At 60.0% G+C, this 15457-nt stretch carries 15 protein-coding genes; 8 read left to right on the top strand and 7 right to left on the bottom strand.

The features are described 5' to 3' along the window. Window positions 1-126 precede the first annotated feature (126 nt). From PQR40_RS03175 to PQR40_RS03165, 3 genes are all read right to left on the bottom strand, one after another. Entirely contained in the window at window positions 127-696 is a 570-nt protein-coding gene (locus PQR40_RS03175; RefSeq protein ID WP_408224407.1) for a cysteine hydrolase family protein, read from the bottom strand. A gap of 92 nt (window positions 697-788) precedes the next feature. Further along, window positions 789-1190, bottom strand: coding sequence for a hypothetical protein (locus PQR40_RS03170; protein WP_408334451.1), 402 nt, complete (start codon window positions 1188-1190; stop codon window positions 789-791). 78 nt (window positions 1191-1268) lie between these two features. Next, entirely contained in the window at window positions 1269-2204 is a 936-nt protein-coding gene (locus PQR40_RS03165) for a LysR family transcriptional regulator (protein ID WP_408224401.1), read from the bottom strand. 100 nt (window positions 2205-2304) lie between these two features. Between PQR40_RS03165 and PQR40_RS03160 the strand changes: the two genes are divergently transcribed. Beyond that, the gene (locus tag PQR40_RS03160) at window positions 2305-3354 is read left to right on the top strand and encodes an aromatic ring-hydroxylating dioxygenase subunit alpha (RefSeq protein ID WP_408508456.1); all 1050 of its coding nucleotides are present in this window, start codon (window positions 2305-2307) and stop codon (window positions 3352-3354) included. Window position 3355: 1 nt separating this feature from the next. Then, window positions 3356-4309 (top strand): PDR/VanB family oxidoreductase, encoded by a 954-nt coding sequence (locus PQR40_RS03155; RefSeq protein WP_408508399.1) that lies wholly within the window; start codon window positions 3356-3358, stop codon window positions 4307-4309. A gap of 165 nt (window positions 4310-4474) precedes the next feature. Here PQR40_RS03155 and PQR40_RS03150 read toward each other — a convergent pair whose 3' ends face one another. After that, on the bottom strand, window positions 4475-4900 hold the full coding sequence (locus PQR40_RS03150) for a VOC family protein (protein WP_408334445.1): 426 nt from the start codon (window positions 4898-4900) through the stop codon (window positions 4475-4477). 133 nt (window positions 4901-5033) lie between these two features. Between PQR40_RS03150 and PQR40_RS03145 the strand changes: the two genes are divergently transcribed. Then, window positions 5034-5897, top strand: a complete 864-nt coding sequence (locus PQR40_RS03145) for a LysR family transcriptional regulator (RefSeq protein WP_408224392.1) — start codon at window positions 5034-5036, stop codon at window positions 5895-5897. A 124-nt stretch (window positions 5898-6021) separates the two neighbouring features. Here PQR40_RS03145 and PQR40_RS03140 read toward each other — a convergent pair whose 3' ends face one another. The 3 genes from PQR40_RS03140 to PQR40_RS03130 form a co-directional block, all read right to left on the bottom strand. Continuing rightward, the gene (locus PQR40_RS03140) at window positions 6022-7056 is read right to left on the bottom strand and encodes a methyl-accepting chemotaxis protein (RefSeq protein ID WP_408224389.1); all 1035 of its coding nucleotides are present in this window, start codon (window positions 7054-7056) and stop codon (window positions 6022-6024) included. A gap of 262 nt (window positions 7057-7318) precedes the next feature. Next, a complete protein-coding gene (locus tag PQR40_RS03135; RefSeq protein WP_408508398.1) occupies window positions 7319-8428 on the bottom strand; it encodes a polyamine ABC transporter substrate-binding protein in 1110 nt (369 codons plus the stop codon). A gap of 48 nt (window positions 8429-8476) precedes the next feature. Beyond that, on the bottom strand, window positions 8477-9604 hold the full coding sequence (locus PQR40_RS03130; protein WP_408508397.1) for a DmpA family aminopeptidase: 1128 nt from the start codon (window positions 9602-9604) through the stop codon (window positions 8477-8479). 155 nt (window positions 9605-9759) lie between these two features. On the opposite strand from PQR40_RS03130, the gene PQR40_RS03125 reads away from it, so the two are divergent. The 5 genes from PQR40_RS03125 to doeB all read left to right on the top strand — a co-directional run bounded on the left by PQR40_RS03125 (window position 9760) and on the right by doeB (window position 15453). Beyond that, a complete protein-coding gene (locus PQR40_RS03125; RefSeq protein WP_408389626.1) occupies window positions 9760-10563 on the top strand; it encodes a helix-turn-helix transcriptional regulator in 804 nt (267 codons plus the stop codon). A gap of 173 nt (window positions 10564-10736) precedes the next feature. Beyond that, window positions 10737-12134: a MocR-like ectoine utilization transcription factor EhuR gene (gene ehuR / locus PQR40_RS03120; protein ID WP_408224377.1), complete on the top strand. Its 1398-nt coding sequence runs from the start codon at window positions 10737-10739 to the stop codon at window positions 12132-12134. A 166-nt stretch (window positions 12135-12300) separates the two neighbouring features. Beyond that, window positions 12301-13305, top strand: a complete 1005-nt coding sequence (gene eutB, locus PQR40_RS03115) for a hydroxyectoine utilization dehydratase EutB (protein WP_408508396.1) — start codon at window positions 12301-12303, stop codon at window positions 13303-13305. After that, window positions 13302-14303, top strand: a complete 1002-nt coding sequence (locus PQR40_RS03110; RefSeq protein ID WP_408508395.1) for a cyclodeaminase — start codon at window positions 13302-13304, stop codon at window positions 14301-14303. The genes eutB and PQR40_RS03110 overlap by 4 nt, the downstream gene beginning before the upstream one ends. Before the next feature lie 112 nt (window positions 14304-14415). Further along, window positions 14416-15453, top strand: a complete 1038-nt coding sequence (doeB, locus tag PQR40_RS03105) for a N(2)-acetyl-L-2,4-diaminobutanoate deacetylase DoeB (RefSeq protein WP_408508394.1) — start codon at window positions 14416-14418, stop codon at window positions 15451-15453. Window positions 15454-15457: the final 4 nt, after the last annotated feature.

Genomic DNA, 15457 nt, shown 5'->3' with positions numbered 1-15457 from the left:
TGTGCTCATGAGTTCACCGACTGAGGATAACGCCAACAGTTTCGTTCAACACGGATTCAGACCGTGGACATGCCGGCGCCGCTCGCGTTCGACCAGCACCACGTTGGGCGCGAGCGGATTACTGGTTTACGTGCCCACGTCCAGCAGCGCCGCGGCGGTGATAACGGTGCAGTATTCCGTGTCCAGATTGGCAAGCGACATCGCGTGCACGTCTTCCGCGCTTCTCAGGTTGCCGTTCCAGTCCTTTCGATCAAACGTGAAGCAGCAATCGGCCGCGAGGTAGGTAGAGAAACCGAGGTTGCCGGCCATACGAACGGTTGCTTCGACAGAGTTATTGGTGATGACGCCGACTACTACGAGTGTGTCATGGCCTTGCGCGCGAAGTCTCGTTTCCAGATCCGTACCTATAAAGGCATTGTTGGTCTGTTTCGGGATGACCGGCTCGCCGGCAGCCGGAGCGGTCTCTGACTTGAAGTCATGTCCGGCTTGCCCCGGCCGATAATGTGAGCCGGGTTCTTTCGAGTCGTGCCGAACGTGCCACACCGGCCAGCCGTTACTGCGCCAGTGGGCGAGCAAACGTGCAATTTGAGTCTCGGCAAGTGGGTTGTTTCTCTTCCCCCAGCTTGGATGATCGATCGCTTTCTGAAGATCCACCAGCAAAAGGACGGCACCAGCAGAGGGGAGCAAGGGAGCCATTTGTGATTGTGCGTGAGTGAGTGAACGTGGCCGCGTAGCCGCGAAGCGATTCGCTTCAGAACTTTACCGCAAGGCTGCCGCGAGCTCCGCAATCACTCTTCACATTTCACGTCCTGCTTTCGCACGACGATAATCACCGGGTATGTCCCGTGGTCGAGTTCCACGCGCGCGACCACGGCCATCGTCTCGCTGTCGACGTCGTCGTACACGCTGACCTTTTCATTCCGAAGGTTGGTGACGCCGGTACAGGCAGACGCGCGACCCTCGTCGGAGACTTTGCATTGGATCGGATTGTCTGCAAGGTAGCGATATTTGTCTCTGTCAGGGGCCGCAAGGTACTCACGAAAACTCTGCGCGGCTCCACCGACGCCAGTGACATATCCAATGGCGCACTGCAGTGTGGGTGCATTGCCGCTCCCGGATGTTTGGGCTGTCGCAGCCGTGCTTGCGGCCACGACGACCACCGCGAGTGCCGATGCAAGGAGATATCTCATGGCGCAAATCACCGTCGTCAGATCGAAGTGCTGAATTGTAATGGCATCTTGCTAAAGGGGCTTGAAAGCGAACGGCCGCTATTCGTCCGGTAAGTCGGGATAACGCTCGAAAGTCCGCTTGATGAGTTGGCGAAGCCAGATGTTCGCTGGTTCGTCGTGAAAGCGTGGATGCCAGTGTTGACGGAGCGCAAAGGGTGGCAGCGCCACGGGCGGCGGCAGGATTCTGACGGTACCGAGTCTGGCGAAAGTATTTCCAAGTTCCAGCGGTACCGTTGCGATCAGTTCGGGATGTTCGGCGATCAACAGAGGAACGACGAGGAAGTGTGGTGTCGTCAAATATACGTTGCGCGTGATTCCGTATTCGTCGAATGCGCTGTCATACGCCGCGCTGGCTCGCCCAGTCAGCGAAACCACAATCTGTGGCATCGTTTCGAACTGTTCGCGCGTAATCGATTCGCCGATGGCCGTGTTCCGCACGCTGGCCATGGTCACAAACGAATGCAAAAACAACTGCTGCTGGAATAGATCGTCGGGCGCGGCACGGATCGAGCCCAACGCAAGATCCGCTTCACCAGACGCGAGCAGCCCTTCGATCTGTTCAATTGGAACCTGCACGGATCGCAGCGTGCAGTTCGGCGCTTCCTTGCGCAGCCGCCGGATCAGCGGCGGCAGGAAGACCAGTTCCCCCATGTCGGTCATACACAGAACGAATGTGCGCCGCGCTGTCGAAGGATCAAAGCGTGCCTGCGAGACGACGTCCTGACGCAAGGTCGTCATGATTTCAATGATCGATACGCCGAGCATGGTTGCTTTCGGCGTCGGTTCCATGCCAGCCGGCGTCTTGACGAACAGCGGGTCTTCGAAAAATGCCCGTAAACGGTTCAGCGCATGGCTCATTGCGCCCTGTGAGAGCCCCACTTCCGATGCCGCGCGAGTCACGCTTCGTTCACGAAGCAGCGCGTCGAATACGACCAGCAGGTTGAGATCGAGATCACGTATATGCACGCGGTGCATTCCCTGCATTAGCTCCATTGTCTTGACGCATGATGGTCCCAAATCTATCGTGAGGTCAAGCGTCCTCCCGACAGGGCGCAGGCAAATGGAGGAGACAACTATGTTCATCAGGAATACGTGGTACGTGGCCGCCTGGTCGCATGAGGTGGCAGGCGAAGCGCTTTTCAATCGCGTCATTACCAACATCCCGGTTTTGCTGTATCGCGAGGAAAGCGGCGGCGTGGTGGCGCTCGAGGACCGTTGCTGTCATCGCGGCGCGCCACTGTCGGTTGGCCGGCGTGAGGGCGATTGTGTGCGGTGCATGTATCACGGCCTGAAGTTCGACAGCGCCGGGACCTGTATTGAAGCGCCGGCCCAGCAGCGCATTCCGCCGCAGGCGAAGGTGCGAAGCTTCCCGGTTGTCGAGCGGCATCGCTGGATCTGGATCTGGATGGGAGACCCATCACTGGCAGACCCGGAAGCTATTCCTGATACCCACTGGCTCGATGATCCGGTGTGGCGTAGCCTGCCTGGCTACATTCACTATGACGTGAACTACCTGCTGATCTGCGACAACCTGCTGGACTTCTCGCATTTGCCGTTTGTGCATCCGACCACGCTGGGCGGCCCTGAGGACTATGCGAAGGTACAGCCCAAAGTCGAGCGGATCGAGGGCGGCGTACGCATCACGCGCTGGACTTTGAACACGGACGCTCCGCCGTTTGCTGCTGCCGTGAAGGACTGGCCGGGTAAGGTCGATCGCTGGAACGTTTATGACTTCACCGTTCCCGCGATCCTGCGGATGGATTCCGGCATGGCGCCAGTCGGCACAGGCGCGCAAGAGGGAGTTCGTGTTGATGCCGCCGAATTTCGCGGCTGCCAGGCGCTCACGCCTGAAACAGAAAACTCAACGCATTATTTCTTCGGTCACCCGCACAACTTTGCGATTGACCAGCCCGATGTCACGCGCGCGATCCATCAGGCAGTAGTCGATGCGTTCGATGAGGACCGCGACATCATCACCGCTCAGCAGAGGAATCTTTCACTGGACCCAAGCTTCAGGATGATGCCGTTTGGTATCGATGCCGCGCTGTCCCAGTTCCGCTGGGCCGTGAATCAACGGCTTGAAGAAGAGCGAGCGCAGGCGTCGGCAGCGGCCCGGGGAGACTGAGATGATCGAGGTGAAAGTGACGCGGTTGAAGCGCGAGGCAGAAGGGATACTCGGCGTCGAACTGCAGGCAGCGGATGGCGCCAGGCTCGCCGGGTTCGAGCCTGGCGCGCACATTGATGTCTATCTGGCTGACGGTCTTACACGGCAGTATTCACTGTGCAACGACGCGTCCGAAACGAACCGTTACTGTCTTGGCGTCGGACTTGCCGCCGTATCGCGCGGCGGATCGCATTATCTGCACATGTCGCTTCGCGAAGGCGACGCTCTGACCATCAGCGAGCCCCGCACGCTATTCAGGCTCTCACGTGACGCGACGTGTCATCGTTTCATTGCGGGTGGAATAGGCATCACACCGATCCTCAGTATGATCAGATGGTGTGTCCGCCATTCCATCCCCTGGCAATTGCACTACTGTGTGCGCTCACGGATGTGCGCCGCGTATTTCGATGAATTATCTGCTTTCAGTGACTGCGTTCATGTGCACGCAAACGACGAGTGGGGCGGCCAGGCGGCTGACATTCAAACATTGGTAAGCGACGTAAAGATGGGCGAGCACATCTATTGCTGCGGCCCTGCTGGACTGATGGATGCTGTATCCCGTCACGGTCAGCAAAGCGGCATACCGCGCGAAAATCTACACTTTGAGCGCTTTACTGCTCCACCCACGCAAATCTCTGATAACAGCGATCGACCGTTTACTGTTGTTCTCGCAAAGCAGGGCTTGCGATGCGCCGTTAAGCCCACGGAGTCGATTCTCGAGAGCCTTGAGCGTCAGGGGGTCTCCCCGCCGTTCTCTTGCAGGGAAGGACTGTGCCGCAGTTGCGAGGTTGAGGTTTTGTCGGGCGAAGTAGAACATCGTGACTACGTGTTGAGTGAAGAGGAGCAGGTGGCTGGCAAATCCCTCATGATCTGCGTGTCGCGGGCTAAATCAGACGAACTGGTTATTGACCTCTAGTCGATGACGCGTGCTGCGGTACAGGCACGTTCAGCCATTTTTTCTTCATCAGAATGCGTTCGAAATCCTTGAGCGCTGCCGAAGTAATCCGGCAACTGTGCGGCCGATCGCACCGAAGCCGGTAATCGCGACACTCCACCGTTGCCTGACGATTTTCCCGCGACCTTACTTCGCGAACAGCATATCGAGGTTCGCGAACGACTTGAATTCGAGCGCATTGCCGCTCGGGTCCAGAAAGAACATGGTGGCCTGTTCGCCAGGCTCACCCTTAAAGCGGATGTATGGTTCGATCACAAATTGCATGCCGACCGCCTTGAGCTTTTCCGCGAGCGCGGTCCACTGCGGCATTGTCAGCAGCGCGCCGAAATGGCGCACAGGGACACCGTGTCCATCGACGGCATTGGTCGAGCTCACGCCCGTTTCACCCGGCGCGAGATGCGCGACGATCTGATGGCCATAGAAGTTGAAGTCGACCCAGTCGGGCGCGCTACGGCCTTCGGGACAGCCAAGCAGGTCGCCGTAGAACGCGCGCGCCGCCTCGATGCTGTGGACCGGAAATGCAATGTGGAACGGGAGGAGTGGGGTATTCATCGCAATGGGGCTTCCAGAAGTTGAAGGAATGTGCGCTTCATCGAGCGTTCAGACAACATATTAAATACAACGTGTTTTAATGAATAACGATATATTTCAGATCTGAGAGCCAAATTTATCGATGAATTGAACCATGCTACGAGAGCTCAGAACGTTCCTCGCCGTCGTGCGTCATGGCACTTTTGCGCGTGCCGGCGCGCAGACCGGGTTGACGCAGTCGGCGGTGAGTGCGCAGATCCAACGTCTGGAAGACGAACTCGGCTTCGCCTTGTTCGATCGTACCGGCCGGTCCGCCAGCCTCAACGCAGCGGGCAAGCGGACAGTGGAAGTTGCGCAGGAATTGCTCGCGGTGTATGCACGCCTCGCATTGCAGGGCGCTGCAGGCGAGAATGCAGGGCTCTTGCGGGTCGGCGCGATCGCGTCGGTGCAGAGTTCGTTGCTCGTCGGTGCAATCCAGCGGTTTCGCGCGGCGTCGCCAGGCTGGCGGATTCGCGTGCTGCCGGGGGTATCGCTGAATCTGCTCGCGCAGGTCGACTCGGGCGAACTGGATCTCGCGGTGATTATCAAGCCGCCGTTCGCATTGCCGCCCGAGCTGAAATGGCATTTGCTCGTTAGCGAACCATTCGTACTGCTGGTGCCGCGCAAGCTTGCGAAAGAATCGTGGCGCGTGCTGCTCGCCCGTGAGCCGCTGATCCGCTACGACCGTAATTCGTTTGGCGGGCGGCTCGTGGACCGCTTCCTGAAACGCGTGCGGATCAACGTGGACGACGTGGCGGAGTTGGACGAGCTGCAGGGAATCGTTGGGCTGGTGGCGGCGGGCGTGGGCATTGCCATCGTCCCGCAGGCGGCGGCGCTACATATTCCGCCGACGGTGCGAACGCTGACTCTGGGCGACGACACGTTCTACCGCGACGTTGGGATCGTCGAGCGCGCGACGGCCGATCAGCAGAGCGCTGCTCATGACTTCGCTGCGCACTTGCGTGCGATGGTGGGTTAGTCGCGAAAGCAGGCAGGGAAAACGCATTCAATTGTCACCGCGCGTTGCATCGGCTTTGCTGATCTTTCCGCAAGCCGCAAGCCGCAACGCGCGATGGGTAGAGCTGCCGCCTTGCGTGATCGCCTCACGGCGGTGACTGCACAATCACGCCGTACCACCCCAAACCGCGATAGCTCTCATAGCCTGGGGTGGCGGCGAACGATATGGTACGGCCGTCTGCCAGTTGATAAAAGCCTGCTGGACGGCCGTTGGTATTCAGATGGAACTGTTCGTCGAGCACGCCCTTATCGTCCGAACTCGCAATCACGCGATGCGACGCGTTGACGATCATGCAGCGCGTGCGTCGCCATTCCTCTTCCGTGAGCCGCACGCCTTTAACGACGGCCGACGCCTGTGGCGCCCAGTCGAAAAAGATTACCAGTGCACCGAGCGGTTTGCCGTCGACCGCGCCGTTTTCGCGGATTGCCGTTGCATAGGTCGCGACGTGCGCGTGCTTCAGAAGCGGCAGCGCCTCAATGTCTCCCGCAATAAAGTCCGCGCCCGAAGGTGTTTTCATCGCCTCGCGAAACCACCCGGCTTCGGCGACATTGCGGTCGTGCACCGCATACATATCCGGCCGGCCGTTTGCGACTACGTTGCCCGCCGCGTCGATGATCCATAAATCGCGGTACACGGTGTAGCTGTCGAGAATCACCGACAGACGGCGCGACGCATACGCCCGTGTCTCCGCACTCTTATGGGCGAGGCAATCGACCACCGCGGAATCGGTCGCCCACCAGCGCACGTCGCATGAGCGCTCGTACAGATTGCGGTCGATTACATCGATCATGTTCAGCGCGAGATCGGCGCAACGTTGGCCCTCATGTGAGCGCAGCCGTTCGATCATGCTGTCGCCGAGATCAGTCAGCTTGGTCAGCGAGCCGGCGAGTTCGCGATTGAGCACCGTAGTGATTTCGCCGATTCGCGCGGACACATGCTTGACCTGATTCGCCACGACCGCGAAGCCACGGCCTGCATTACCGGCGCGCGCCGCTTCGATCAAGGCGTTGAGTGCGAGGAACGTGGTCTCGCGATTGATGTCGTTGATATCGGAGATTTTCCCCGTCGCCAGCTTCCTGACGTGATGCGTCAGTTCGACGATTTCGAGCGGATTCGACATGGCTTGGCCCCGGTAGCGTGGAAATGTTGTACCTGCATAAAAGCAAGCATCGGGCCGGGTCGACTCCACGGGCATTGCGGGCGCTATCGTGCATGCCGCAAACGTTTGGCGAAGCATGTCATGGTGCAATCATGACTGACGATGAACGGCGACGCACCGGGTACGTGCATCGCCGGGCGTCGTAATCGCTACTGCGCGGTGTTCGCCGGCCATCCCGCGCTGAGGATTTCGCGGGAACCCTGTGCGCCTTGGCAACCTCAGGTCAGCGCCCTGCCTTGAGTTGCGTCCACAGCCTGTTTTCAAGGCGAAGGATATCGGCCGGCAAAGGCAACGACAGTGTGAGCGATTTCATCCTTTCACCGCGTGGATAGACCGCTTCGTTATCGAGGATGGCCGGCTTCACATAAACACGCGCAGCGGCGTTAGCGTTTGGATAGAAAACCTGATTGGTGATCGCCGCGCTCACCTTGGGTTGAAGGATGTAATTGATCCATTGCATCGCCGCTTCCGGATGCGGCGCGTCTTTTGGAACACCCATCAGATCGAACCACAGCACGCCGTCGCCTTTTGGAATCACATAACGAATCTCATAAGCGCGATGTGCTTCTTCTGCACGGCGCTTCGCGATGCCGACATCGCCCGACCACGCTAGCGCGATGCAGACATCGTTATTGGCCAGGTCGTTGATGTAACCGGAAGAATTGAACTGGGTGATGTAGGGGCGAATCGTTTTGAATAGCTGGTACACCGCCTGATAATCCGCGGGGTTGGTGCTATTGGAATCCTTATGCAGGTATATCAGCCCAACCGAGAATGCGTCTTCCGGAGAGTCGAGCACTGAAACGCCGCAGCTTTTCAGCCTGGATACGTATTGCGGATCAAACAGCAGGTTCCAGCTATCGTAGGGCGCGTCCTTGCCCAAAATCTGCGTCACCTTCGTGACGTTGTAACCGATGCCGTCCGTTCCCCATGACCACGGCACCGTGTATTGATTGCCGGGATCGGCTGACGCAAGCATTTTCATGAGCATGGGATCCAGATTAGCCAGATTTGGAATCCTGCTTTTGTCGAGTTTCCGATAGACGCCCGCCTGGATCTGTTTGCCGGCGTAGGAGGACGACGGCACCACCACGTCATAGCCCGATGAACCGCTTAGCAACTTTGCCTGCAAGGTATCGTCGCCGTCATAGACGTCGTATCGCGTATGAATCCCCGTTTCCTTTTCGAAGCTCGACACCGTGTCGTCGGCAATATTGTCCGACCAGTTGTAGAGGTTCAGTTCTTCGGCTTTAGCATGGTTTGTCGTCGCAGCAAGCATCCCCGACGCTGCGAGAATTCCTGTGACAACAGTGATGAGATGGCGAGAAGTCATATATGGCCTTTCGGTTTTATTGAAGGATCTCAAGCAAGGGGAGAGGAGTCAGTCAGCGAATGGGCGGTTTGCGTGATCTGCACCGCGACGCCAGCCGACTTGCTCCAGTGCTTTTAGTAGTCGGGGAGTTCCGAGCGCGGTGACATGAACGCCTCGTCCGTCCATATCCTCCGCAGCAACCAGTGCGTTGAGAATGGCCTCTTCGACCGCTTCCGCAGCCGCGACGAATAGCGCAGACATGAAATCCTGGCTGACACTGCGCACGCTGATGACCGGCTCGCCCGCTTTGCCGTAATCCGCCGGCGGTATGCCGCGGTTACCTACCGAGAAGGCGACGAAGATATCGCCACTGGAGTATTCGGTGCCGCCGCCCACACGCGCCAAGCCAATGCTTGCGCGTCGTGCAAGCTGCTCACATTGATGCGGAAGAAGCGGCGCGTCGGTCGCAAGCGTCACCACAATCGATCCCATTCCGGGGACACCTGCCTGACGCCGGTCGAATGGCGACGGCAGATTTCGCAGCGCCACGCCAACGGGATAGCCCGCTACCCGCAGCGCGTCACGACGGCCGTAGTTGGCCTGGACCAAAGCGCCCACGCACCAGCCGCCGTCGTCCGCTGCGAGCTTGCGTGAGGCTGTGCCAATACCTCCTTTGAATTCGTGGCAAATCATGCCGGTGCCGCCGCCCACCGAGCCCTCGGCGACAGGGCCGCTGCGGGCCTGCGCCTGTGCTTCGTGGACATGTGTTGCGGTGACGTGCTGTCCCCAGATGTCGTTCAGTACGCCATCAAAAGTTTCCAGCACCACCGGCATACACCAGTACTGGCTGTCGCCGACCCATTCGCGTTCGGCGGCGACCAGTGCATCGCGAACCACGCCGACGCTGTGTGTGTTGGTGTAGGCAATGGGCGTACTCAACAAGCCGGATTCGCGTATCCATTCCAGACCGGTGGCATCGCCGTTTCCGTTGAGCACGTGACAGCCGGCAAAACATGGATCAAACCGCGCGATGCCGGCGCGTGGCTCGATGATGGTCACGCCGGTTCGAATCGATACTTCTGCCCGATTTTCGACCAAGGTACGATGCCCCACTCTTACGCCTTGCACGTCGGTGATGCTATTAAATGGACCGGGCGTGCCGTGGCCAACTCGAACACCGATGTCTCTGATACGCATACCTGTCTCCTGTGTTGCTCGTTGCGAGCAAGCCTGCCGGCGCGCATGCGTCGGGGTATTGCGATGGTAGGGTGGGGCGTAGCCGGTGAAAATCAGGCCGAAGGGCTAGAACGATGGAGCGAACTACCCCGTTAGGGGTAATGGAGGAAACTGGCATGCAGCTTGAAGTAGCGGACGTTGCATTTCATCAGCGGCTCGGGCGTCTGGTCGAAAAACTCGACGACAGGCAGTTCTGGCCTGCGCTGATCGATCTATTGCGCAGAGTGGTCCACTTTGACAACTGGGTGGTGATGGTTTTCTGGCCCGCCGGGAAGCCGCAGCTGATTGCGGAGATCCAGGCTCGCACGTCGAACGACGAACTGTTCAAGGGGTATCTGAACAACGTCTATTTGCTGGACCCTTTCTATCAATTCAGCCTGGGCGCGATCAGTCCGGGCGTGTATTGCCTCGACGAAGTTGCGCCCGATCACTTTCGGGAAACCGAATATTTTCGTCGTTATTTTTCAGTGAACGTGCTGGAAGACGAGGTGCAGTTTTTAGCACCGTTGCCCGCGGGTGGAACGCTGTCTGTATCGATAGGGAGTGAACGCCGCTTTAGTTCGACTGAAATCGGCACCCTCTGTCTCTATGGCGCATGGCTGCTTCCGTTGATGCGCCATACCCTGGCGGCGCAGAAAGCGGTACTCCCCCCGGCGGTGAGTTCTACCGCCGTAAACGACCGGCGTATTCACTTCGAACAGGCGTTGCGCAAGCGGTCCAATGCGTCGCTGACCAATCGCGAAATTGAAATCGCCCTGCTGATTCTGGCGGGTCACTCGACCAAAAATATGGCGAGGCAGCTCGGCGTGTCACCCGCCACCGCCAAGGTTCACCGGCGCAATCTCTACAGGAAACTGGATATCTCATCCCAGTCGACGCTGTTTCTGCTCATCATGGACGAAGAACCGGACGCAAGCTGATGCGAACCGATTCCGATCGATCTGACCAACCGCCCCCGCCCCCGCAAATTGCACGATACAAACCCCTATTTTTGCTCGTCAATGCACTAGGACAATTATTTTTGTGCAGTGTTTGGCCTCACTATTGAGGTGGAGTGGACATAGGCGGGGTCCGACGACAACGGAGGGCAGCGGTGATCGAGCAGTGGCGGGATGCCGTGCGCGCGGTGCATGGCGTGGAATCGAAATATAAACGGCTGGTCAAGGCGATCGCGGGCGACATCGAAAGCGAGTCGTTGCCTGCGGGCGCGCGCCTGCCGCCGCAGCGCGACGTCGCCTCGGAACTGGCGATCAGCGTGCAGACGGTGACCAATGCCTACAAGGAACTGGAGCGGCAGGGGCTGATCCGCTGTGAGGTGGGGCGCGGCAGCTTCGTGGCGGCGCGCGTCACGGAAACCATGTCGAGCTATATGCTCGACACGGCCGAGCGTTCGGTGGTCGATTTTTCGATCGCGCGCATTATCCATACGCCGGAGCACGACGCTATGTGGCGCAAGGTCTGCGCGACACTCTCGACGCTCGACGACCAACCCTGGATTCGCGCGTTCCGGCCTATTGCGGGCTTCGAGCATCATCGGCAGGCGGGGATCGCGTGGCTCGCGTCGCTGGGCATGCCGGCTTCGGCGGATACGCTGCTAGTCACGAATGGTGCGGCGCACGGCATCTTTCTGGCACTGGCTTCGCTCGTGGGGCCGGGTGACACGGTACTGTGCGAAAGCCTCACGGATCATGGCGTGATCGGCTCGGCGAATGTGCTGGGCTTTACGCTGAAAGGCCTCGAGATCGACGAATACGGTATTCATCCCGAACACTTCGAGGAGATGTGCGATAGCGAACGCATCACGGCCCTTGTCTGCACGCCCACGCTGAACAATCCCACCGTGGCGCTCATGCCCGATTCGCGGCGCCGCGCGATTGCGAAAATCGCCGAACGCTACGGCGTTTACGTGATCGAGGACGATGTCTATGGTCCTTTGCCTGCGAAGCATGGCACGCCGATTTCGAGTCTGATTCCCGATCTGTCGTTCTATTGCACGAGCCTGACGAAGTCGGTGATGACCGGTTTGCGGATCGGCTACCTCGCTACCCCGCGGCGGCTCGCGCTGCGCGCTGAAAGCGTGTTGCGTGTGAGCAGCTGGATGGCGACTTCGCCGATGGCCGAAGTGGCGACGCGCTGGATCGTCGACGGGACTGCCGAACGGCTCGTGGAAATACAGCGCGAACGTCTGGGACGGCGTCAGGCGCAATTGCAGCAAACGTTGGGTAAATACGTGCTTGGCGCGCATCCACAGGCACTGTCCGCCTGGCTGCGCGTGCCCGACCACTGGCATACCGACCGTCTGGTGAGGGAACTGCGCAACCGCGATATTGCCGTGACTTCGCCTGATCCATTTCTGGTGCGCGACGCGGACCGGCCGAATGCGGTGCGTATCTGCGTCGGCGCCGAGGTCAGCGAGGAAACCTATAAAGGCGCACTGGAAACAATGCGCGACGTGTTCGAGCAGTACCCGCAGGTGCACGATTTCACCTGACTTCGATCCGGATTTCGCACTGCTCGCGTGAAATGAACTAGGACAATGGAAATCGTTTTTTAGAACATTAGACTGGACTGCATTGAAAAACGATGCGGCCGCAATCAGCGTGACAACGCAGGCGCGACAGCATCGGAATTGAACCCTTTCGTGCAGGGCCGCGTTCATGTCCGTTCTGTCGTTAGCCGATGTCTATCGCGCGCGTCGCCGTATCGCGGGGCGCGTTTGTCATACGCCGCTCATCGAATCGCAGAGTCTGTCGGAGAAGGCGGGCACAGCGGTTTTTCTGAAACTCGAAACCGTGCAGCCGACCGGCAGCTTCAAGCTGCGCGGCGCCACCAATGCACTCGCTCGCCTTGCCGAACAGGGTTGCCGGAAAGTCGTGACTGCCTCGACGGGCAATCACGGCCGCGCGGTGGCGCATGCGGCCCGCGCGCTGGGTATCGACGCGACCGTCTGCATGTCCGCGCTCGTACCGGCGAATAAAGTGCAAGCCGTGCGCGCACTCGGCGCGCAGGCGCGGATTGTCGGCAAGAGCCAGGATGAGGCCGAACATGAAGCGTTGAGACTGGTACGCGAAGAAGGTTTCGCCTACGTCCCGCCATTCGACGATCTGCATGTGATCGCCGGTCAGGCGACCATCGGACTGGAAATCGTCGAGGCGTTGCCGGATGTCGCGAACATCGTCGTGCCGCTGTCCGGCGGTGGCCTGTTTGCGGGCATTGCGTTCGCGGCTAAAAGCGCGAATCGCGCGATCGGCCTGATCGGTGTGACGATGGCACGTGGCGCCGCGATGCATGCGAGTCTCGCGGCCGGCCAGCCGGTGCTGGTCGAAGAAGTCGAAACGCTCGCAGATTCGCTGGGCGGCGGCATCGGACTCGAAAACCGCTATACCTATGCGCTCACGCGCGATCTGATCGACGACACCGTGCTGCTCAGCGAGGCGTCGATTGCACGCGGCATCGCACATGCATACCGGCATGAGCGCCTCGTTGTGGAAGGCGCGGCGGCTGTAGGCATCGCCGCCTTGCTTGATGGCGTGCTGCCTGCCGAGCGCATCAAACGTGGGCCGCTCGTGCTCGTCGTGACGGGCGCCAACATCGATATGGACCTGCATCGCCAGATCGTAGACACCGCGTCGCCCCAAGCTGATTCACACACCATTCTATGACCTCGATCACGCTCCTTGGCGAAGCTGAGCTTCGCGAACTCGTGCCGCTCGACCTTGCCGCCGTCGACCAGGTGGAAGCCGCCTTTCTCGCGCTCGCTACCGAAGCTGTTGCGATGCCACCGATCCTGCGGCTCGATCTGCCGGAACATAACGGCGAAGTCGACGTCAAGACAGCGTGGCTGCCGAGTTTCGATAGTTTCGCGATCAAGGTGAGTCCGGGGTTCTTCAACAATCCGTCGCTCGGCTTACCGAGTCTGAATGGCCTGATGCTGGTGTTATCGGCAAAGACGGGGCTGACCGAAGCAGTGCTGCTCGACAACGGTTATCTGACGGCCGTGCGCACGGCGGCGGCCGGCGCGGTCGCGGCGCGTTGGCTGGCGAAACAGCACACGCCGCAAGTCGCGGTGCTGGGCGCCGGCGAGCAGGCACGTTTGCAATTGCGCGCATTGAAGCTGGTGCGTCGCGTCGAACACGTGCGCGTATGGGCGCGCGATCCGGGCAATGCGCAACGTTTCGCTGCGGAGATGAGCGCCTCGCTCGGCGTGCAATGCGATGTTGCGCGTGATGTCCACCATGCGCTCGCCGAAGCGGACATCGCGATCACCACGACGCCAAGCCGCACACCGCTGATCGATGTCACCGACCTGCATCCAGGTTTGCACATTACCGCGATGGGTTCGGACGCCGAGCACAAGAACGAAATCGCGCCGGCAGCGCTCGCCGCGGCGCGCTATGTATGCGACCGTGCGCAACAAACGCGCGTGCTGGGCGAGTTGCATCACGCGCTGAATGCCGGCGTGATGCACGCCGGTGCCGCGATAGCGGAACTGGGTCAGGTGATTGCCGAACAGGCCGTGGGCCGCGCCAATAAGAGCGACGTGACGATCTGCGACCTGACCGGCACCGGCGCGCAGGACACCGCAATTGCCTCGCTGGCATTGAAGCGAGCGCGTGCCGCAGGCGCAGGGACGATCTTTCGCAATGACGTGAAGCGCTAAGAGCGGCCTATGTCTGAAACAACACGACCGGAACAGGATACGAGCATCAGTGTTCCGGCGTCGAAACGGTCTACAACACGCCGCACAAGCTGTTCGTGAGGGAGTAATGCATATGCGGGCATCACCTATTCAGCCGACGGTCGATTTCAACGCTGACGGCGAACAACACGGCTTTCTGAAGCTGCCACACTCGCACGACACATCCGCGTGGGGCGCGGAGATGATTCCGGTCACGGTGGTCCGCAACGGAGAGGGACCGACGGCGCTCCTCACCGGCGGCAATCACGGCGATGAATACGAAGGCCCGATCGCGTTGTCGAAGCTGGCCGCAACCTTGAAAGCCAACGACGTGAAAGGGCGCGTGATCATCGTGCCATTCATGAATTTTCCCGCGTTCCGCGCGGGCAGCCGCACGTCGCCGATCGATCGCGGCAATCTGAACCGCAGCTTCCCCGGCAAACCGGATGGCACGATCACCGAGAAGATCGCCGATTATTTTCAGCGCTATCTGTTGCCGCTCGCCGATTACGTGCTCGATCTGCACGCTGGCGGGCGAACGCTCGATTTCGTGCCGCTCGCTGCGATTCACCTGCTGCCCGATGCCAGTCAGCAGGCCCGGTGCGAAGCGGCGATGCGCGCATTCGGCGCGCCGTATTCGATGCGGATGCTCGAACTCGATAGTGTCGGCCTGTACGACACAGCGGTCGAAGAAGCGGGCAAGGTGTTTGTGTCGACCGAACTTGGCGGCGGCGGCACGGCGACGGTGCAAAGCGTAGCGGTGGCGGAGCGCGGCGTGCGAGGCTTCCTGCAGTATGCGGGCATCCTTGGGCGAGACGAAGCTGGGCGTCATTCCGGGCACCCGACCTCGCGTACCACGACGCTGCTCGACATGCCCGATGGCACCTGTTTTACGACGAGCGAACACGACGGTCTACTGGAATTGTGCAAGGACCTTGGCGAAACGGTTGAAAGCGGCGAAGTGATCGCACGGATTCACGACGCATCGCGTACCGGCGGCGCACCCGTCGAATATCGCGCGCGCCGCGGTGGCCTGCTCGCGGCCCGGCATTTTCCGGGCCTCGTGCGGATCGGCGATACGGTGGCGGTGGTGGCCGATGTCGTCGAGCGCGGCATACCGGTGGGAGTCTGAGCGC

This window comes from Paraburkholderia sediminicola (assembly GCF_046026855.1).
Classification (GTDB): Bacteria; Pseudomonadota; Gammaproteobacteria; order Burkholderiales; family Burkholderiaceae; genus Paraburkholderia; species Paraburkholderia sediminicola_A.
The sequence above is the reverse complement of the archived record's forward strand: the minus strand, read 5'-3'. Positions and strand labels throughout refer to the sequence as shown.